Genomic DNA, 17,926 nt, shown 5'->3' on the forward strand with positions numbered 1-17,926 from the left:
CTCGGTCAGGGAGTCGTCTCTTACCGAGGGCGTCCGTGGATCTCATCTCTTACGCCGAGCTGGCGGTGCTGCTCATCAACGGCCCCGACCGGCTGGAAAGCCCCGACGGCGTCGCCGCGCTGCTGTCGGCGGCCGGCCGTCCCGCCGAGCCCTGCCGGGCCACCAGAGCCGATCTGGAGGCCCTGCGCGAGCTTCGCGGCGAGCTGGCCGAGGTCTTCGAGTCCGCGGCCGCCGGCGACGAGCGCGCCGCCGTGGAGCGGCTCAACGCGCTGCTGGTCCGCCACCCGGTCCGCCCGCAGATCTCCGGTCACGACGGCAACCCCTGGCACCTGCACCTCACCGAGGCGGGCAGGCTCGCCGACCAGTACGCGGTGGGCGCGGTGATGGGCCTCGCGACGCTGGTGACCGAGCTGGGCGTGCACCGGCTCGGCCTGTGCCAGGCGGCTCCCTGCCGGCGGGCCTACCTGGACACCTCCTCCAACCGGTCGCGCCGCTACTGCTCCGACCGCTGCGCCAGCCGGGCCAACGTCGCGGCCTACCGCGCCCGCAGGCGCAACGTCGCCCCCGTCGCCTAGGCCGGCCCCTTCCCGCGCGCGGGGGGCCTGCGGGCGAGGGGCCAGTAGCGCAGCACCACGCGGCCCACGAGGAGCCCGGGGGGCAGGGCGCCGAAGTCCCAGCTGTCCCTGCGGCCGGGGGCGCGCTGGTTGTCGCTCTCCAGCCACCACCCGTCCGAGGTCATCATGGCCGCCCGTTTGACGATGAGCCTGGACTCGTCGCCGGGCAGCCGGGCGACGACCACGTCCCCGGGACGGATCGGGACGCCGCGCCGTACCAGCAGCCAGTCGCCCGGCGCCAGCCCCGGCAACATCGAATCGCCCTCGACACGGACTCTCATGACAGGCGGGCCCCCTCCCACACGGTGATTCAGGACGAGTAAGGTCAGTAAGCGGACCATGCTGTATTCAGCATCAAGGAAGGATTTCCGATGCTCGCACGACTGTTGCGGCCCAAGCACGTGGCGTCCGCCCATTGCGACCTGCCGTGCGGGGTCTACGACCCGGCGCAGGCCCGCATCGAGGCCGAGTCCGTGAAGGCCATCATCGAGAAGTACGCGGCCAACGAGGACCCCGTCTTCCGTGCTCGGGCGATCCAGATCAAGGAAGAGCGGGCCGAGCTGGTCAAGCACCACCTGTGGGTGCTGTGGACCGACTACTTCAAGCCTCCGCACCTTGAGCAGTACCCGCAGTTGCACCAGCTCTTCTGGGAGGCCACCAAGCTCGCCGGCGCGGCGGGCGCCAAGGGCACCGTGGACGCGGCGAAGGCCGAGGAGCTGCTGGGCAAGATCGACGAGATCTCCAAGATCTTCTGGGAGACGAAGGCCGCCTGATCGCGGCTCTCACAGGCCCCGTGTGTCGATCTGCGCACACGGGGCCTGACCATTTTTTCATGATCGCGAGTCTCAACCCGACATCTGGCCCTCCGGGGCTGTAGGTTGCAAGTCAGCGGCAATATGCGCTGAGGCGTGAGGGAGGAACGTGACCGAGGAAACCGAGACGCGAGCGGACGGTGTCAACGGCATCCGCGACGTGGTCAGCATAAGGCTGCCCGCCGCGAGCGCCTACCTGTCCGTCCTGCGTACGGCTACCGCCGGGTTGGCCGCGCGGCTGGACTTCACCCTCGACGAGATCGAGGACCTGCGCATCGCCGTGGACGAGGCGTGCGCCATGTTGCTGGGCCAGGCCGTGCCGGGTACCGACCTGGTGGCCGAGTTCGAGCTGTCGGGGCAGGAGATGCAGGTGAGAGTCGAGGTCAGCACGGTGGGGAGCACCGCTCCCAAGCGTGACGACTTCGCGTGGATGGTGCTCACCGCCCTGGCCGACGACGTCGACGCGGTGACCGACTCCTCCGACCGTATGGCGATCGTGCTGCGCAAGCGCCGAGGCGTGGCGAGGCCGCTGTGACGGAAAGGACTCGTGCCATGGCCGCCGGCGACGAGGCGGTGCCCGACAGGGTGCGCGCGCGCACGCTCTTCGCGGAACTGGCGGAGTTGGCTCCCGACGACCCGCGCCGCCAGCGCATCCGCGACGAGCTGGTGGAGTTGCACCTGCCGCTGGTCGAATACCTCGCCCGCCGCTTCCGCAACCGCGGCGAGTGGCTCGACGACCTGACCCAGGTGGCCACGATCGGCCTGATCAAGTCGATCGACCGGTTCGACCTGGAGCGCGGGGTGGAGTTCTCCACGTACGCCACCCCGACCATCGTCGGCGAGATCAAGCGGCACTTCCGCGACAAGGGCTGGGCGGTCCGGGTGCCGCGCCGCCTCCAGGAGCTCAAGCTCTCCCTGACCAAGGCGATCAGCGAGCTGTCCCAGCGTGAGGGCCGGGCGCCGACGGTCGCCGAGCTGGCCGGCCACCTCCAGATGACCGAGGAGGAGGTGCTGGAGGGTCTGGAGTCGGCCAACGCCTACTCCACCGTCTCCCTCGACGCCCCCGACTCCGGCGACGACGACGCCCCCGCGGTGGCCGACTCGCTGGGCATCGTGGACGACTCCCTTGAGGGGGTCGAATACCGCGAGTCGCTCAAGCCGCTGCTGGAGCGGCTGCCGCCGCGGGAGAAGCGCATCCTGCTGCTGCGTTTCTTCGGCAACATGACCCAGTCACAGATCGCCACCGAGCTGGGCATCTCGCAGATGCACGTCTCGCGACTGCTGGCCCGGACCCTCGCCCAGCTGCGCGAGGGCCTCACCGCCGACGACTGACCGACCGGCCGCCCATGACCTGGGCGGCCGGGGAGACTGTCAGGACGGATGCTCGGCGTCGTCACCGTAGAGCGCGTGCGTGGTCCGCGGCGCGAGCAGCGCGACCAGGGCGGCCAGGGCGATCACCACGAGCGGGATGCCCAGGTCGAGACGGCCGGAGTCGATGAGGGTGACCGCCACCGGAACCAGGATGATCTGCGTCACCACGCTGGGAGCCCTGCTCCAGCGCTCCTCGGTGAACAGGCCCCAGGCGACCCAGAGCAGGCCCGCGCCGACCGCGAGCCCGAAGACCGCCACCGCGATCGAGGTGCTCAGCACCTCCGGGGCCCCCACCACGGTCTCCACGCCGACATAACCGCCCAGCACGAGGGCGGTGACGCCTTCCACCGCCATCACGGCCGCGGCGATCAGCAAGGTCATCGGACGACTCGACACACCTGCTGAGCCTACTCGCCCATCCCCCCGCCCGGCCCCTCGGCCGCTCCATCGGGGCGAAGGTGGAAATCCCGGGAAACGCTCTGAGGGCGGGCGGATACGCTGGCGGCATGCGCGCCATGCTCTTGGTCAACCCCAAGGCGACGACGACCAATCGCCGGACGCGGGATGTGCTGATCCGCGCACTGGGGGCGGCCGTCGACCTGTCGGTGGAGGAGACCGCCTACCGGGGCCACGCCGCCGCCCTGGCCGGTACGGCTCACGCCAAGGGGTTCGACATCGTCGCCGTGCTCGGCGGCGACGGCACCATCAACGAGACGGTGAACGGCCTGCTCGACCCGGCCAACGGCGCCGGGGCCGCCGACCGGCCGAAGCTGGTGGTGATCCCCGGCGGCAGCGCCAACGTGTTCGCCCGCGCGCTGGGCCTGCCGAACGATCCGGTGGAGGCCACGGGCGCGGTGCTGGAGGCGCTGTGGGAGGGCCGGCGGCGGATCGTCGGCCTGGGCCAAGCCCTCTGGGACGACGAAAGCCGATATTTCACCTTCTGCTCGGGTCTGGGGTATGACGCCGAGGTCATCCGGGCCGTCGAAGGGCTGCGCGGCGCCGGGTTCCGCGCCACCCCCACCCGGTACGTCGCCACCGCGGTGCGCCACTACTTCATGACCGACCGCCGTCACCCGGCGATAACCGTCACCGGTCCGGGCATCCCCCGGGCCCGCGGCGTCCACCTGGCGATCGTCTCCAATACCACACCCTGGTCCTACCTTGGCAACCGCGCGGTGCACCCGACGCCGTGGGCGAGCTTCGAGACCGGGCTCGATCTGCTCGCCCTGCGTAAGCTGCGGCTGCACACGCTGTTGTGGACGATCGGCCAGATGCTCGGCGAGACGGACGCCCTGCCACGTGGCCGCCACCTGGTGCAACTGCACGACGAGCCGGAAATCACGGTGACGGCGTCCCGCCCGATCGCGTTCCAGCTCGACGGCGACTACCTGGGCGAACGCGAACGCGTGACGTTCCGGTCTATCCCCAACGCGTTACAAGTTTTGGTCTAGCCCGTTACAATCGGTCATAGTGTGACGCATCCGACATCCATATCACCCAAAACTTCGCCTCAAACCCCTTGCGTGCACGAAGAGTGGCTGACAATCTCAGACTGACGTCGGAACGTAGGACCTTTGAGCGGGCCACCCCCGCTCCCTGGCCCCCGACCATCAGGAGCAGACCCCCCGGTCCACACCCTGGACGGGGGGACATGTTCGCCGAGGTTAGTGAAAGTCTTCACAAAGTACGCCGCCGGAGCTACAGGCTCCACCTTACGAAGGAGTGGAACGCATGGACTGGCGCCACCGAGCTGCCTGCCGTGACGTGGACCCCGAGCTGTTCTTCCCGATCGGCAACACCGGGCCCGCTCTGATGCAGATTGAAGAGGCCAAGCAGGTCTGTCGTCAGTGCACCGTCAACGAGGCGTGCCTGAAGTGGGCCCTGGAGTCCGGCCAGGACGCCGGCGTCTGGGGCGGCCTGAGCGAGGACGAGCGCCGCGCCCTCAAGCGCCGCACGGCCCGCGCCCGCACCCGCGCGAGCGTCTGAACCACACCCGACCGGCCGCAACGCTGAACGACCCCTCTAACCGAATCTCCCTTCCGGCCACACGGCCCGGCACGTCCCCAGGATGCCCCCTGGGGACATCGCTTTGTCCGAACGCGAACACGCGAACACGCGAACACGACGCGAACGCGATCATGGTGCGTACGCGATCAAGCAAGAATAGCGGCAACCGCGGGTGGAACCTCAGCCGGGGTTCAGGTGCTCGCCGGGATCGGCACCGTGAGGCTCACCTCCGTACCGCCACCGGGCCGGGGATCGATGGACAGCCGCCCCGCCAGCTCCCCGACCACCAGCGTCCGCACGATCTGCAACCCGAGGCTCTTCGACGTCTCCAGGTCGAAGTCCTCCGGCAGCCCCTTGCCGTCGTCGGAGACGAGCACGTCGAGCCGCTCCGCCCCGCGTGACACGATCACCTGAAGCTTCCCGCTCCGCTGCTCGAACCCGTGCTGCACCGCGTTCTGCAGCAACTCCGTGAGCACCATGGCCAGCGGCGTCGCGATGGCCGCGGGCAGCACGCCGAAGGTGCCCACCCTGCGCGGCGTGACCTGGGCCTCGGGCGCGGACACCTCCCCCGTCATGCCGATCACCCGGTCCGCGATGTCGTCGAAGTCGACGAACTCCTCCGGGGCGTGCGACAGCGTCTCGTGCACGATGGCGATCGAGCCGACCCGCCGTACGGCCTCCTCCAGCGCCTCGCGGCCCTCCGGCACCCGCAGCCGCCTGGCCTGGAGACGCAGCAGCGCGGCGACCGTCTGCAGGTTGTTCTTCACCCGGTGGTGGATCTCCCGGATCGTCGCGTCCTTCGTCATCAGCTCCCGCTCGCGGCGGCGCAGCTCCGTGACGTCCCTGATCAGCACGAGGGCGCCGATCCTGCCGCCGCCCACGATCAGCGGGATGGCCCTGAGCTGGACGATCGTGCCGCCCGACTCGACCTCGGTCTCCCTGGGCGCCCGGCCGCTCGCCACCACCATCAGCGACTCGTCCACCGGCTCGTCGCCGTAGCACAGCGAGGCGGTCACCCACCCCAGCTCCGCACCGACGAGGTCGGCGTTGAGGCCCAGCCTGCGGTAGGCCGACAGCGCGTTCGGCGAGGCGTAGGTCACCCGGCCGGCCCGGTCCAGCCGGAGCAGGCCGTCACCGACGCGCGGCGAGCGGACCAGGATCGGCTCCTCGCCGGAGAACGGGAACCGGCCCTCGGCGACCATCTGGGCCAGGTCGGAGGCGCTCTGCAGATAGGTCAGCTCCAGCCGGGACGGCGTGCGGGCCGAGGAGAGGTTCGTGGAACGCTGGATCACGCCGAGATACCGCCCGCCGGGCGCCCCCTCGGCCGGGCGGCGCACCGGGATCGTCTCCTCCCGCACCGGGACGCCGCTGGACCAGTCGGGATCGCCCTCACGGCAGATCCGCCGCTCGTTCCAGGCGGTGTCGATGAGCGGGCGCTCGCCCTTGGCGGCCACCGTGCCGACCACGTCGTCGTGGTAGACGGTCGGGCCGGTCGTCGGCCGCATCTGGGCCACCGCGATCCAGCCGGTCCCGTCGCGCAGCGGCACCCACAGGACCAGGTCGGCGAAGGACAGGTCCGCGAGCAGCTGCCAGTCGGAGACCAGCGAGTGCATCCAGTCCAGGTCCACGTTGTCGAGTTCGGTATGGCGAAAGGCCAGGTCGCTGAGAGTCGGCACGTCTGCATCATGCGTGCTGGGAGCCCCGCCGAACAAACCGGCGCACAAAATGCGCGGCACGACCGCCACCGGGCTCCGGTGAACGACGCGGCGGGCCGCACTTGCGAAAATGCGGGTATGGAGCCCACGCGGACAGATCCGCTCGACCGATTCCGTACGGCGGCAGCCGCCCGCGAAGCCGCCGGACTGAGGCGCACGCTGCGTTTCCGCGCCCCGGACGACGACGGGCTGATCGACCTCGCCTCGAACGACTACCTCGGCCTGGCCAGGGACCCCCGGCTGGCCGAGGCGGCGGCCGGGGCGGCCCGGACCTGGGGCACCGGCTCCACCGGCTCCCGGCTCGTCACGGGCTCCACCCGGCTGCACGGGGACCTGGAGGACGCGCTGTGCGCGTTCACCGGCGCGGAACGGGCGCTGGTCTTCTCCTCCGGCTACCTCGCCAACCTCGCGGCCGTCGCCGCGCTCGGCAGGGACGCCCTGGTCGTCTCCGACGCGGGCAACCACGCCTCGCTGGTGGACGCCTGCCGGCTGTCCCGCTCCCGCGTGGTGGTGACGCCGCACAACGACGTGGAGGCCGTCGAGAAGGCGCTGGCCGGCCGTACGGAGGAGCACGCCGTGGTGGTCACCGACGCGCTCTTCTCCGTCGACGGCGACCTCGCGCCGCTGGCCGCGCTGCACGAGACGACGGCGCGGTACGGCGCGCTGCTGGTCGTGGACGAGGCGCACTCGCTGGGCGTGGTCGGCACCGGCGGCCGAGGGGCGGTGCACGCGGCCGGCCTGGCGGACGCGCGGGACGTTGTGAGAACGATCACACTGTCCAAGTCGCTGGGTTCACAGGGCGGAGCCGTACTCGGACCGCCGGAGATCGTGGACACACTGGTCGACACCGGACGATCGTTCATCTTCGACACGGGGCTCGCCCCCGCCAGCGTGGCGGCAGCACTGGCCGCGGTCGCTATTCTTCGAAGTCAGCCCGAACTGCCGGAACACGTCAGAACCAGGGCCCGCGAGCTGGCCGCCGCCGTGGCAGCTCTCGGCCTTGAGACCTGCGAGCCGGCCGGTGCGGTCGTGCCCCTCGTGCTCGGCCGTCCCGACGTCGCACTTGCGGGGGCGGCGATCTGCGTGGAGAACGGAGTGCGCGCCGGATGTTTCCGGCCGCCGTCCGTGCCCGCCGGTCGCTCTTGCCTGCGGTTGACCGCGCGGGCCAATCTGAGTTCGGACGATCTCGCGGTGATCACGGTCGCGCTCACCGCCGTGGCTGAGATGAAGGTGAACGCGTGACAGACGACTCCCCGCGGGTCCCGAAGTACTACGACGTCAAACGGAGCCTGCTAGAGCTCACCAAGAGCCTGTCCGCGGGCACGGCGCTGCCGCCGGAGCGCACCCTCGCGGTCCGGTTCGAGACCTCGCGGACCACGGTGCGGCAGGCGCTGACCGAGCTCGTGGTGGAGGGCCGGCTCGTCCGCATCCAGGGCAAGGGGACGTTCGTCGCGCAGCCCAAGGTCGCCCAGGTGCTCCAGCTCACGTCCTACACCGGCGACCTGCGCACGGTGGGCCTCGAACCGGACACCAAGATCCTGGACATCAGCTACATCACCGCCGAGGAGACGCTCGCCCGCCGCCTGGCGATCAACCCGGGCGGCCGGGTGCTGCGCATCCACCGGCTCCGGCTGGCCAACGGCGAGCCCATGTCGATCGACACCACCCACCTGTCGGCCCGCCGCTTCCCCCGGCTGCGCCGCGAGCTGGAGGTGCACTCCTCGCTGTACGAGACGCTGCACAACGCCTACAGCGTGCGTCTCACCGACGCCGAGGAGATCATCGAGACCGTGCTCGCCACGCCGTACGACGCCCAGGTCCTCGGGGTGGACGTCGGGCTGCCCATGCTGCTGCTGACCCGGCACGCGTTCGACGCCGACGGCAACCCGGTGGAGTGGGCCCAGTCGCTCTACCGGGGCGACCGGTACAAGTTCGTCACCCGGCTGCGCCGCCCCTGAGTACGCTGAGGCCGGTGAGCGTTCTTGTGGTCTCGGGCACCGACACCGGCGTGGGCAAGACCGTGGTCAGCGCGGCGGTGGCCGCGCTGGCGGTGGAGCGCGGCGCGTCCGTCGCGGTGGTGAAGCCGGCGCAGACCGGGGTCGGGCCGGGCGAGCCCGGCGACCTCGACGAGGTGATCCGGCTGGCGGGGGTGCGCTCCACGTTCGAGCTGGCCCGCTTCCCCGACCCGCTGTCCCCCGCCGCCGCGGCCCGCACGTCCGGCCTGCCCCCGGTGTCGCTGGCCGAGGCCGCCGTCCGGGTCGCCGAGCTGGCCGAGTCGCACCGGCTGGTGATCGTCGAGGGCGCGGGCGGCCTGCTGGTGCGCTTCGACGAGGACGGCGCGACGCTCGCCGACCTGGCCCGCCGGCTCGGGGCTCCGGTGCTCGTGGTGGCGCGGGCCGCGCTGGGCACCCTCAACCACACCGCGCTGACGCTGGAGGCGCTGGCCGCGCGCGGCCTCGACCTCGCCGGCGTGGTGATCGGCTCCTGGCCGGCCGACCCGGACCTGGCCGAGCGGTGCAACGTCGCCGACCTGGAGATGCTCGCCGCCCGGCCGCTCGCCGGCGCGCTGCCGGCCGGGGCCGGCGACCTGGACCGGGCCCAGTTCGCCGAGGTCAGCCGGGCGGGGCTCGGGCCCGCGCTGGGCGGCGCGTTCGACGCCGCGGCCTTCCGCGACGGCCTGTCCCGCTAACTGACCGACTGGTAGGTTCGCCGCATGGAGTCTTCGAAGCACGCGGGTGACATCGCCGTCTCCGTCTCCAGGGCCTATGGCGTCGAGACCATGTTCACCCTGTCCGGCGGCCACGTGTTCCCGCTCTATGACGGAGCCGTCCACGAGGAAATGCCGATCCTCGACGTACGCCACGAACAGAGCGCGGTCTTCGCCGCCGAGGCGACCGCCCGGCTGACCAGGAAACCCGGCCTGGCCGTGCTCACCGCCGGTCCCGGCATCACGAACGGCGTCAGCGGAGTCACCACCGCCCACTTCAACGGCTCGCCCGTGGTGATCCTCGGCGGGCGGGCGCCGAAGTCCCGCTGGGGCGAAGGCGCCCTGCAGGAGATGGACCACCCGCCGCTGTTCGACTCGATCACCAAGCTGGCGTTCACCGCGGGCTCGGCCGAGAGCGTCGGGCAGGACGTGGAAAGCGCGTTCCGCACCGCGATCGCGCCGCACCGCGGGCCGGTCTTCCTCGACTTCTACATGGACGACCTGTTCTCCCCCTCGCCCGGCCACCAGGTCGAGACGCTCACCCCGTCACCGCTGGAGCCCGACCCGGAGGCGCTGGCCGCGATCGCCCGGCTGATCGCCGAGGCCGAGCGTCCCGTGCTGGTGCTCGGCTCCGACGTGTGGATGGACCGTGCCGAGGAGGCCGCCCGCGACTTCGCCGAGGAGTGGCGGCTGCCCGTCATCCCCAACGGCCAGGGCCGCGGCATCCTGCCCGCCGGCCACGAGCTGCTCGTCACCCGGGCCAGGAGCGTCGCGTTCGGCCAGGCCGACCTGGTCGTCGTCGTCGGCGCCCCGCTCGACTTCCGGCTCGGCTACGGCTGGTTCGGCGGCAAGGAGGGCGCGCCGCTGGCCAAGGTCGTGCACATCGCCGACGCGCCGTCCCAGCTCGCCGCGCACATCGGCACGGCCGCCGCCGCCTCCGGCGACCTCTCGCTCGTCCTGTGGGGTCTCGCCACCGCGTGCGGCACCGCCGGTGTCTCCCCCAAGAGCTACGAGCCGTGGCTGACCAGGCTGGCCGAGACGGCCGCGGCGGCCATCGCCGGCGACGCGCCGCTGCTCGCCGCCGGGACCGACCCGATCCACCCCATGCGCATCTACGGCGAGCTGGCCAAGGTCCTCGACGACGACGCCGTGGTCATCGGCGACGGCGGCGACTTCGTCTCCTACGCCGGCAGGCACGTCGAGCCGAGACAGCCCGGCTGCTGGCTCGACCCCGGCCCGTACGGCTGCCTGGGCACCGGCCTCGGCTACTCCATCGCCGCCCGCCTCGCCCGCCCGTCCTCCCAGGTGGTGCTGCTCCTCGGCGACGGCGCGGCCGGCTTCTCCCTGATGGACGTGGACACCCTCGTACGGCACCGCCTGCCGGTCGTGATGATCTGCGGCAACAACGGGATGTGGGGGCTGGAGAAGCACCCGATGCAGCTCCTCTACGGCTACGACGTGGCCGCCGACCTGCAGCCCCAGTGCCGCTACGACCAGGTGGTGACCGCGCTGGGCGGCGGCGGTGAGCTGGTGACCTCGCCCGAGGAGATCGGCCCCGCGCTGCGGCGGGCGCTCGACTCCGGCGTGCCCTACCTGGTCAACATCGCGACCGACCCGGCGGTCGCCTACCCGCGCAACACCACCGGGGTGTGACCCTGCGCCGGCGACCGCCGCCCCGCCCGAGCGGGGTCAGGAGGTCGCCGGCTTGCCCGCCGTCGGCGTCGGCGTGGACCCCGGATCGGGCGAGGCGCAGCCCGCCTGCGGATCGACCACGATCGTGATGGTCTTCTTCAGCTCCAGCGAGGATCCCGAGTTCGGATCCTGCTGGACGACGATGTAGCAGTCGAGTGCGGGGCCGCCGCCGCTCACCTGCACCTTGGCCTGGAAACCGGCAGCCCTGATCTCGGCCACGGCGTCGACCAGCATGAGCCCGAGCAGGCCGGGCACCGGCTTCTTGGCCACCGGCGTCGGCGAGGGCGAGACCGGCTTCTTGGTGATGGACGCGCTGGCGCTCGGACTGGGCGACTTGGTGGGCGTCGGGGAGGGATCCGGGGTCGGCTCCTCCTCGGGAGTCTCCTCCGGCTCCTTGACGGGCGGCGGCTTCGCCGCGACCCTGGTCGGCTTCGTCTTGGTCGGGGTGGGTTCGAGAGGCTCGGTGTCCCGCACGTTGGGCGTGTTGGCGACACCCTCCACGTGGCTCTTCGGCGGGGTCACGTCCGAGCCGCCGAAGTCGGACAGGGCGACGGCGACCCCGCCGACGCCGAGCACGGCGACGACGGTCGCGCTGATCACGCCGATCCGGCGGCGGGCCGACGGCTGGGACGACCGCCTGCGTCCGCCCCGGGAACCTTCCACACTCCGGGCCGCGACGGTGTCCGGCCGCCCCGTGTCATACCCCGGTCCCGTCTCCGGGCCGTATCCGCCCGCCTCGTACCCGCCGTCGTACCCGGCCGCCTCGTAGCCGCCTGTGGGGGCGGCGTGCGCACCCGTGGGGGCGTAGGCGTCGGCGGGGGCATAGGAGCCGGTCTGCGCGTAGGCGCCCGTCTGGGCGTGCGTCCCCATGTGGGGGTGGGCGCCCGTGTGGGGGTGCGCGGTCTGGGGGTGGGCGCCCGTCTGGGGGTGGGCGCCCGTCTGGGGGTGCGCGCCCGTCTGAGGGTGCGCGCCCGCGGCGAAGCCGTCGGTCAGCCCGCCGTAGCCGCTTGTCGCGGCGGCCTGGCCGTACGAGCCGGTGTAGTGCGCGCCGGTGGCGGGCGGCTGCGGCTGCGGGATCGCGGGCGACTCGCCCGTGCCGCCCTGGATCGCCTCCCGCGCGGCCTGGCTCATCAGCTCGGCGCTGGCGAACCGGCGGGCCGGGTCCTTCGACAGCGCCCGCTCGACCAGGCGCCGGATGTCGATCGGCACGTCGTCGGGAAGCGGCGGCGGAGCCTCGCGGATGTGCTTGAGCGCGATCGTCACCGGGGTGTCGCCCTCGAAGGGCCGGTGCCCGGCCAGGCACTCGTAGGCCACCACGCCGAGCGCGTAGATGTCCACGGCGGGCGTGACCGGCTGGCCCTCGGCCTGCTCGGGCGCGCAGTAGGCGGCGGTGCCGAGCACCATGCCGGCGTCGGTCAGCCGGCTCGCCGCGTCGGCCCTGGCGATGCCGAAGTCCGTGAGGACCAGCGTGCCGTCCGCCCTGACCAGCAGGTTGCCCGGCTTGATGTCCCGGTGCACGATGCCCTGCTCGTGCACGGCGGAGAGCGCGGAGGCCGCCTGGGCGATCAGCTCCATGGCGGGCTCGGCCGCGATGCGACCGATCCGGGTGAGCAGCCGGTCCAGCGCCTCCCCGTCGACGAACTTCATGACCAGGTAAGCCTGCGCCCCCACGCCCGGCACCTGGTCCACACCGTAGTCGTAGACGTCCACGACACCCGGGTGGTTGATCGTCGCCATCGCCCGCGCCTCGTCGCGGAAGCGCTGGCCGAAGCCGGGATCGTCACTACGGCCGGGCAGCAGCACCTTGACGGCCACCGTACGGCCGAGCACGACGTCCTCGCCCCGCCACACTTCGCCCATGCCACCGGCGCCGAGGCGGGTATCCAGGCGATACCGCCCCGCCAACGTCGTACCTTGGGCCACCATGATTCCCCCGTTACCCCCCTGTCGCGTCCGACCTCTCCCACCTCAAGGATTCTCCAACAAAGCGGATGAGTATCGCGGCAAGATAACACCAAGGTCACGAAACCCGGCGTTTATCCGATCCGCACCGCTCCTGCGGGAAGTCAGAGCGCCCCAAGGGTGATAAAGGGTAAGGCGCCGATCAGCTTACCGGGCTCGCGCCCGGTATGCAGCCTGCCCACCGTCCCCAGCGGCACGTCTGACACCGTCCGCCACCGGCGCGCTCCCTAAACTGGCGCGCATGACGCTGGTTCCAGGGCTGACCGCCCACATGTCGATCATGGTTGAGCGAGAGGACACCGCGCTCACCATGGGCAGCGGCGACGTGCCCGTGCTGGGCACCCCGCGGCTGCTCGCGCTCGCCGAGGCGGCGACCGTGCGCGCGGTCCAGGGCCACCTCGACCCCGGCCAGACCACCGTCGGCACCCGGGTGGAGCTCGACCACCTGTGGGCCTGCCCGGTCGGCACGCATGTGGCGATCAGCGCGGAGCTCACCAAGGTCGACGGCACCCGGCTGGTCTTCGGTTTCACCGCGAACACCAAGGACGCGCTCGTCAGCTCGGGAACGATCGAGCGCGCCGTGGTGGACCGCGAGCGTTTTCTCAACCGGCTCGCACGCTGACTATTCGTCGATGACCGCGATGACGTCACCCTCCTGGACGACATCGCCCTCCTTCACCCTGAGCTGGGCGACCACCCCGGGGTCCTCGGCCAGGACCGGGATCTCCATCTTCATCGACTCCAGGATGACCAGCGTGTCACCCTCGTCCACGGTGTCTCCCTCGGCGGCGACGACTTTCCAGACGTTCGCCACCATCTCCGCGCGTACCTCGGCCATCGGGTGCTCCCCTCTCAAGAATGATGCAACTCTGCCAGATCTGCCCGGGTCGGTCCGCTAGCGCATGCGGGACACGAGACCGGTGTCATAGTCGCCGGACACGAACTCGGGCCGCTCCAGCAGCTCGGCGCAGAACGGCAGGTTGTTCTTGGGCCCCTGGAGCTTGAAGGCGGCCACCGCCTCCCTGCCCCGCTCCAGCGCCTCCGCCCGGGTGGCGCCGTACACGCACAGCTTCGCCATCAGCGGATCGTAGAACGGGGTGACCGTGTTGCCCTCTTCGTAACCCGCGTCGACCCGCACGCCGTCGCCCTGCGGCTCGGCCCACAGGTCGATCTTGCCAGGGCCGGGGAAGAACCGCTTGGGATCCTCGGCGTAGACCCGGAACTCGATGGCGTGCCCGCTCGGCGTCACGTCGGCGGCCACCGGCTCGCCGGCCGCGATCAGCAACTGGGCCTCCACCAGGTCGAGGCCGGTGACCAGCTCGGTGACCGGGTGTTCCACCTGGAGCCTGGTGTTCATCTCCAGGAAGACGAAGTCCTGCTTGTCCGCGTCCACCAGGCACTCCACGGTGCCCGCGCCGCGGTAGCCGACCGCCTCGCCGGCCCGCACGGCCGCCGCCAGCATGCGCTCGCGCAGCTCCTGGGTGATGCCGGGCGAGGGCGACTCCTCCACGACCTTCTGGTGCCGGCGCTGCACCGAGCAGTCGCGCTCGCCCAGGGCGAGCACGGTGCCGTCGGCCAGGCCGAGGATCTGCACCTCGACGTGCCGGGCCCGCTCGATGTAGCGCTCCAGCAGGATGGCGACCTCGCCGCCGAACCGCGCCGCCGCCCGAGCCGCCGCGTCGAACGCCTTGGCCAGCCCGTCCTCGTCGCGGGCCACGCTCATGCCGATCCCGCCGCCGCCGCCCGCGGTCTTGACCATGACCGGGTAACCGATCGCCAGCGCCGCCGCCCTGGCCTGCTCGATGTCGGCGACCGGCTCGCGGGTGCCCGCGGCGACCGGCACGCCGGCCTCCTCCATGAGGTTCCGCGCGTTGATCTTGTCGCCCATCCGCTCGATCGCCTCCGGCGAGGGGCCGATCCAGACCAGCCCGGCCTCGATCACGGCGCGGGCGAACGCGGGGCTCTCGGCGAGGAAGCCGTACCCCGGGTGCACCGCCTGCGCACCGGTCCGCCGCGCGGCCTCCAGCACCTTGCCCACGTCGAGATAACTCTGTGCCGGGTTGGCCGGGCCGAGCAGGACGGCTTCGTCGGCCTCCCGCACGAACGGCAGGTCGGCATCCGCCTCCGAATGGACGGCGATCGCCCGCAGCCCCATCCCGCGAACCGTACGAATGATCCGCCGGGCGATCTCGCCCCGGTTGGCGACCAGAACGGACTCGAACACTTGTGATCTCCCCTGCGCTCGCCCAGCAACGCCTGTGACGCCTCACCACCCTAAGACGGAGATCCCGTACAGCCTTTCCCCCGAAACCACCGTTCCCCGGGGCGCGATCTGTAGGAAGCCCACAACAACGCCACCTCTCGCGACGGCCGGATTGGTCTCAGAGCCGGTGCGACGGGGGCAGCCGATCCACGACCCGGGAGAGGGCCTCCACCACCGCCGGGTCGTACTCGGTGCCGATGGCGAGGCGCAGCCGCTCCAGCGCGGCCCCGGCGCGGTCCCGGTCGACGGAGCCGCTGACCAGGTCGTCGTAGGCGTTGGCGGCCTTGATGATGCGGCTGGCCGGCGGCGGGCAGTCGGCCGGCGGGTCGCACTGGCGGCGGACCACCTCGGCCACCCGGTCGAGCACCCCGGTCTGCCTGATCACCTCGGCGCCCAGCTCGGCGATGCGGCGGGCCTGCTCGGGATCGGTGAGCACGGTGGCGCCGCCCGGAATGGGGTCGCGCAGGGAGAGCTGGCCGATGTCGTGCATGAGGGCGGCGTACTCCAGCTCCAGCAGGTCGGGCTCGGCCATGCCCAGCTCCCTGCCGACGGCCACGGCCAGGTGGCTGACCCGGCGCGAGTGGCCGGGCTCGACGTAGCCGCCGACCTCGGTGACCCGGGACAGCGCTCGGACGGTCTGCAGGTAGGTCGCCCTGATCCCGGCGTACTTGCGGAAGGCCACCTGGGTGACGAGGAGCGGGGCGGAGAAGACGAGGAGGGCGGCCATGTCCATGCTGTGCGCGGCCAGCGCGAGCAGCAGCCCGGAGGCGGCGACGGCCGCGCCGAGCGGTGCGGCCATGCCCAGCTCGTCGCGGACCGCCACACTGAAGGCGGTGCGCACCTGGTCGGCGCGGAGCATGGCGGCCAGCACGATGTCGGCGGACAGCGCGAGCAGGATCATCACGGCCATGACGCCGAGCACCGGCGACCACGTCTGCCCCGGCGACATGGTCAGCTCGTACAGCGGTTCGGCCAGCGGCCGGAAGGCGAAGGCGAGCAGGGCTCCGGTGAGCAGCCGCCTGGCCAGCGCGTCCAGCCGGGGCGGGCGGCCCACCGCGAGATGCGGCAGCGCTCCGGCGATCATGCCGACGGCGAGCACGGCGATCACCTGGAGGGCCGAGTGCCGTGCCTGGTCGCCGCCCATGTCGAGCAGCAGCGTGTAGCCGAGGGCGGCGGCCGTGCTGATCGGGGCCACCTCCCGGTTGCCCGGCATGGTCAGCCTGGCCAGCTCGCCGGCCGCGATCAGCGCGCCGAACCCGACGGCCACCGACCCGTCCGTGAGCCCCACGGCGGCCGTGTGCGAGACGCCCGCCACGGTCGCCAGCCCGGCGGCGCAGATGAGGAGTAACTGGCCGGAGTCGAGGGCCCGCCAGGGGCGCGTCATGACGGTCATCGCTCGGACACCACCTGGATCGGCGCGGTCGGGTCGTCGTGGTCCTTGACGACGGTCTCGTCCTGGTCGGCGGGCGGCACCGGCACCGCGCGCGGCGGCTCCCAGCCCTCCCGCTCGACGGCCTTGACGAACGCGGTCACCATCACCGGGTCGAACTGGGTGCCCGCGCCCTTGCGCAGCTCGTCGATCGCCACGGGCACCGGCCGCGCCCCGCGGTAGGACCGGTCGGAGGTGATCGAGTCGAAGGCGTCGGCGACCGCGATGATCCGGGCGAACTCCGGGATCTCGTCGCCGGCCAGGCCCATCGGGTAACCGGTGCCGTCGTGCTTCTCGTGGTGGTGCATGATCCCGGCGAACGCCTCGTCCAGGAAGTCGATGCCGCGCACGATCTCCAGGCCGCGCATGGGGTGCAACTGGATGGCGGCGAACTCCTCCTCGGTGAGCGGCCCGTCCTTCTGCAGCACCTTGGTCGGCACGCCGAGCTTGCCCACGTCGTGCAGCATCCCCGCGTAGCGGATCGCGCGCAGCCGCTCGGAGCCCATGCCGATCTCCTCGGCGATCATCGTGGAGGCCAGCGACACCCGGGTGCAGTGGCCCCGGGTGTAGTAGTCCTTCGTCTCGACCGCCTGGCAGAGGGACGCGATCGTGGCGTCGTAGGAGCGCTGCTGCGCGAGGTACTGGCCGAACGCCCACCGGGCCACGAACAGCGGCAGCAGCACCAGGACGGCCGAGATCGACTGCACGGTGGCCCAGAGCCCGGCGATCAGCAGCCCGAAGGTGGCGTAGCCGAGATAGGACACCAGGAGCTGGACCATGCCGCGCACCGGGACCCGGTCGACCTGCCCGGCCAGCGACAGCATGACCGCGATCAGCGCGAAGTTCAGCGGGACGAAGACCGCCGCCGCGCCCGCGAAGGGGACGATCAGCTCGTCGAACCGGGCGATGTCCGGCACACCGGGCCGGCCGCCGAGCCGTACGAAGACCTCGCCCGCGGCGTAGCCGCAGATCGCGAACTGCGCGCCGTTGAACAGCCGTTTGGCCAGAGGCAGCCCCGGGCGGACGCTGAACACGGCGGTGAAGCCCACGATCGCCGCGCCCGCCGGGCCCACCAGGACCACGGCGGCCAGCGCGGCCGAGAAACTGACCGAGATGGCCGCCTGCCGGACGTTGAGCAGGGTGGGCACCGACTCGCACACCAGGAAGAGCAGCGCCAGCACCAGCAGCGTGGGCCACTCAAGCCTGGTGAACTCTTCTCGCGCGATGAGGCCGTGCCAGAGCAGGACGAACGCCAGCCCGGCCACGGCCACCAGATTGACTTTGGCGAACCACGGCAGTCCACGCAATGCGGCCACCTAACGGTGTCACGGGCGCGTGCTCACGTCCAGGAGAT

The 17,926-nt window shown here is 71.8% G+C and carries 19 protein-coding genes; 11 read left to right on the forward strand and 8 right to left on the reverse strand.

The features are described from left to right. Window positions 1-35: 35 nt before the first annotated feature. On the forward strand, window positions 36-575 hold the full coding sequence (locus tag QSK26_RS06970; RefSeq protein ID WP_285774135.1) for a CGNR zinc finger domain-containing protein: 540 nt from the start codon (window positions 36-38) through the stop codon (window positions 573-575). On the opposite strand, the gene QSK26_RS06975 is transcribed toward QSK26_RS06970, so the two are convergent. Beyond that, window positions 572-895, reverse strand: coding sequence for a S24 family peptidase (locus QSK26_RS06975; RefSeq protein ID WP_285774136.1), 324 nt, complete (start codon window positions 893-895; stop codon window positions 572-574). The genes QSK26_RS06970 and QSK26_RS06975 overlap by 4 nt on opposite strands. A 90-nt stretch (window positions 896-985) precedes the next feature. On the opposite strand from QSK26_RS06975, the gene sodN reads away from it, so the two are divergent. The 3 genes from sodN (at window position 986) to QSK26_RS06990 (ending at window position 2,758) form a co-directional block, all read left to right on the forward strand. Next, entirely contained in the window at window positions 986-1,387 is a 402-nt protein-coding gene (gene sodN / locus QSK26_RS06980) for a superoxide dismutase, Ni (RefSeq protein ID WP_285774137.1), read from the forward strand. 148 nt (window positions 1,388-1,535) lie between these two features. Beyond that, window positions 1,536-1,961, forward strand: a complete 426-nt coding sequence (locus QSK26_RS06985; protein WP_285774138.1) for an ATP-binding protein — start codon at window positions 1,536-1,538, stop codon at window positions 1,959-1,961. A 17-nt stretch (window positions 1,962-1,978) separates the two neighbouring features. Beyond that, entirely contained in the window at window positions 1,979-2,758 is a 780-nt protein-coding gene (locus QSK26_RS06990) for an RNA polymerase sigma factor SigF (RefSeq protein ID WP_285774139.1), read from the forward strand. Between the two features lie 39 nt (window positions 2,759-2,797). Here the strand turns inward: QSK26_RS06990 and QSK26_RS06995 are convergent, their stop codons facing one another. Then, a complete protein-coding gene (locus QSK26_RS06995) occupies window positions 2,798-3,178 on the reverse strand; it encodes a hypothetical protein (protein ID WP_285774140.1) in 381 nt (126 codons plus the stop codon). 125 nt (window positions 3,179-3,303) lie between these two features. Here QSK26_RS06995 and QSK26_RS07000 point away from each other — a divergent pair, with 125 nt between their 5' ends. Next, on the forward strand, window positions 3,304-4,248 hold the full coding sequence (locus tag QSK26_RS07000; RefSeq protein ID WP_285774141.1) for a diacylglycerol/lipid kinase family protein: 945 nt from the start codon (window positions 3,304-3,306) through the stop codon (window positions 4,246-4,248). Window positions 4,249-4,528: 280 nt separating this feature from the next. Further along, window positions 4,529-4,783: a WhiB family transcriptional regulator gene (locus tag QSK26_RS07005; protein ID WP_285774142.1), complete on the forward strand. Its 255-nt coding sequence runs from the start codon at window positions 4,529-4,531 to the stop codon at window positions 4,781-4,783. 212 nt (window positions 4,784-4,995) lie between these two features. Here the strand turns inward: QSK26_RS07005 and QSK26_RS07010 are convergent, their stop codons facing one another. Then, window positions 4,996-6,480, reverse strand: a complete 1,485-nt coding sequence (locus tag QSK26_RS07010) for a PAS domain-containing sensor histidine kinase (RefSeq protein WP_285774143.1) — start codon at window positions 6,478-6,480, stop codon at window positions 4,996-4,998. 117 nt (window positions 6,481-6,597) lie between these two features. On the opposite strand from QSK26_RS07010, the gene QSK26_RS07015 reads away from it, so the two are divergent. From QSK26_RS07015 to QSK26_RS07030, 4 genes are read left to right on the forward strand one after another with little or no spacing between them, the layout of a single operon-like run. Continuing rightward, window positions 6,598-7,761 carry an 8-amino-7-oxononanoate synthase gene (locus QSK26_RS07015; RefSeq protein WP_285774144.1) on the forward strand — a complete coding sequence of 388 codons (1,164 nt, stop codon included), beginning with the start codon at window positions 6,598-6,600 and terminating at the stop codon, window positions 7,759-7,761. After that, window positions 7,758-8,477: a GntR family transcriptional regulator gene (locus QSK26_RS07020; protein WP_285774145.1), complete on the forward strand. Its 720-nt coding sequence runs from the start codon at window positions 7,758-7,760 to the stop codon at window positions 8,475-8,477. The genes QSK26_RS07015 and QSK26_RS07020 overlap by 4 nt, the downstream gene beginning before the upstream one ends. Window positions 8,478-8,491: 14 nt before the next feature. Beyond that, on the forward strand, window positions 8,492-9,208 hold the full coding sequence (bioD, locus tag QSK26_RS07025) for a dethiobiotin synthase (RefSeq protein ID WP_285774146.1): 717 nt from the start codon (window positions 8,492-8,494) through the stop codon (window positions 9,206-9,208). A gap of 24 nt (window positions 9,209-9,232) precedes the next feature. Next, the gene (locus QSK26_RS07030; protein WP_285774147.1) at window positions 9,233-10,879 is read left to right on the forward strand and encodes an acetolactate synthase; all 1,647 of its coding nucleotides are present in this window, start codon (window positions 9,233-9,235) and stop codon (window positions 10,877-10,879) included. Window positions 10,880-10,915: 36 nt separating this feature from the next. Here the strand turns inward: QSK26_RS07030 and QSK26_RS07035 are convergent, their stop codons facing one another. Beyond that, complete coding sequence (locus QSK26_RS07035) at window positions 10,916-12,778, reverse strand: serine/threonine protein kinase (RefSeq protein WP_285774148.1); 1,863 nt, start codon at window positions 12,776-12,778, stop codon at window positions 10,916-10,918. Window positions 12,779-13,121: 343 nt separating this feature from the next. On the opposite strand from QSK26_RS07035, the gene QSK26_RS07040 reads away from it, so the two are divergent. Beyond that, window positions 13,122-13,502 (forward strand): thioesterase family protein, encoded by a 381-nt coding sequence (locus QSK26_RS07040; protein ID WP_285774149.1) that lies wholly within the window; start codon window positions 13,122-13,124, stop codon window positions 13,500-13,502. On the opposite strand, the gene QSK26_RS07045 is transcribed toward QSK26_RS07040, so the two are convergent. The 4 genes from QSK26_RS07045 to QSK26_RS07060 form a co-directional block, all read right to left on the reverse strand. Continuing rightward, the gene (locus QSK26_RS07045) at window positions 13,503-13,718 is read right to left on the reverse strand and encodes a biotin/lipoyl-binding carrier protein (RefSeq protein WP_285774150.1); all 216 of its coding nucleotides are present in this window, start codon (window positions 13,716-13,718) and stop codon (window positions 13,503-13,505) included. It abuts the gene before it with no gap. A 57-nt stretch (window positions 13,719-13,775) separates the two neighbouring features. Continuing rightward, on the reverse strand, window positions 13,776-15,104 hold the full coding sequence (locus QSK26_RS07050; protein WP_285774151.1) for an acetyl-CoA carboxylase biotin carboxylase subunit: 1,329 nt from the start codon (window positions 15,102-15,104) through the stop codon (window positions 13,776-13,778). A gap of 157 nt (window positions 15,105-15,261) precedes the next feature. Then, a complete protein-coding gene (locus tag QSK26_RS07055) occupies window positions 15,262-16,536 on the reverse strand; it encodes an HD-GYP domain-containing protein (RefSeq protein ID WP_285774152.1) in 1,275 nt (424 codons plus the stop codon). After that, window positions 16,533-17,879 carry an HD-GYP domain-containing protein gene (locus QSK26_RS07060; RefSeq protein WP_285774153.1) on the reverse strand — a complete coding sequence of 449 codons (1,347 nt, stop codon included), beginning with the start codon at window positions 17,877-17,879 and terminating at the stop codon, window positions 16,533-16,535. The genes QSK26_RS07055 and QSK26_RS07060 overlap by 4 nt, the downstream gene beginning before the upstream one ends. Between the last annotated feature and the right edge of the window lie 47 nt (window positions 17,880-17,926).

It is taken from the genome of Microtetraspora sp. NBRC 13810 (assembly GCF_030268685.1).
GTDB lineage: Bacteria > Actinomycetota > Actinomycetes > Streptosporangiales > Streptosporangiaceae > BSRQ01.

What these genes read in the sequence shown, in the direction of transcription:
- QSK26_RS07030 (WP_285774147.1), top strand. Translation starts at nt 9,233, where the DNA reads ATGGAGTCTTCGAAGCACGCGGGTGACATCGCCGTCTCCGTCTCCAGG.
- QSK26_RS07045 (WP_285774150.1), bottom strand. Translation starts at nt 13,718, where the DNA reads ATGGCCGAGGTACGCGCGGAGATGGTGGCGAACGTCTGGAAAGTCGTC.
- QSK26_RS06990 (WP_285774139.1), top strand. Translation starts at nt 1,979, where the DNA reads ATGGCCGCCGGCGACGAGGCGGTGCCCGACAGGGTGCGCGCGCGCACG.
- QSK26_RS07005 (WP_285774142.1), top strand. Translation starts at nt 4,529, where the DNA reads ATGGACTGGCGCCACCGAGCTGCCTGCCGTGACGTGGACCCCGAGCTG.
- QSK26_RS07015 (WP_285774144.1), top strand. Translation starts at nt 6,598, where the DNA reads ATGGAGCCCACGCGGACAGATCCGCTCGACCGATTCCGTACGGCGGCA.
- QSK26_RS07000 (WP_285774141.1), top strand. Translation starts at nt 3,304, where the DNA reads ATGCGCGCCATGCTCTTGGTCAACCCCAAGGCGACGACGACCAATCGC.
- QSK26_RS07040 (WP_285774149.1), top strand. Translation starts at nt 13,122, where the DNA reads ATGACGCTGGTTCCAGGGCTGACCGCCCACATGTCGATCATGGTTGAG.
- QSK26_RS06995 (WP_285774140.1), bottom strand. Translation starts at nt 3,178, where the DNA reads ATGACCTTGCTGATCGCCGCGGCCGTGATGGCGGTGGAAGGCGTCACC.
- QSK26_RS07055 (WP_285774152.1), bottom strand. Translation starts at nt 16,536, where the DNA reads ATGACCGTCATGACGCGCCCCTGGCGGGCCCTCGACTCCGGCCAGTTA.
- sodN (WP_285774137.1), top strand. Translation starts at nt 986, where the DNA reads ATGCTCGCACGACTGTTGCGGCCCAAGCACGTGGCGTCCGCCCATTGC.
- QSK26_RS07035 (WP_285774148.1), bottom strand. Translation starts at nt 12,778, where the DNA reads ATGGGCGAAGTGTGGCGGGGCGAGGACGTCGTGCTCGGCCGTACGGTG.
- QSK26_RS06975 (WP_285774136.1), bottom strand. Translation starts at nt 895, where the DNA reads ATGAGAGTCCGTGTCGAGGGCGATTCGATGTTGCCGGGGCTGGCGCCG.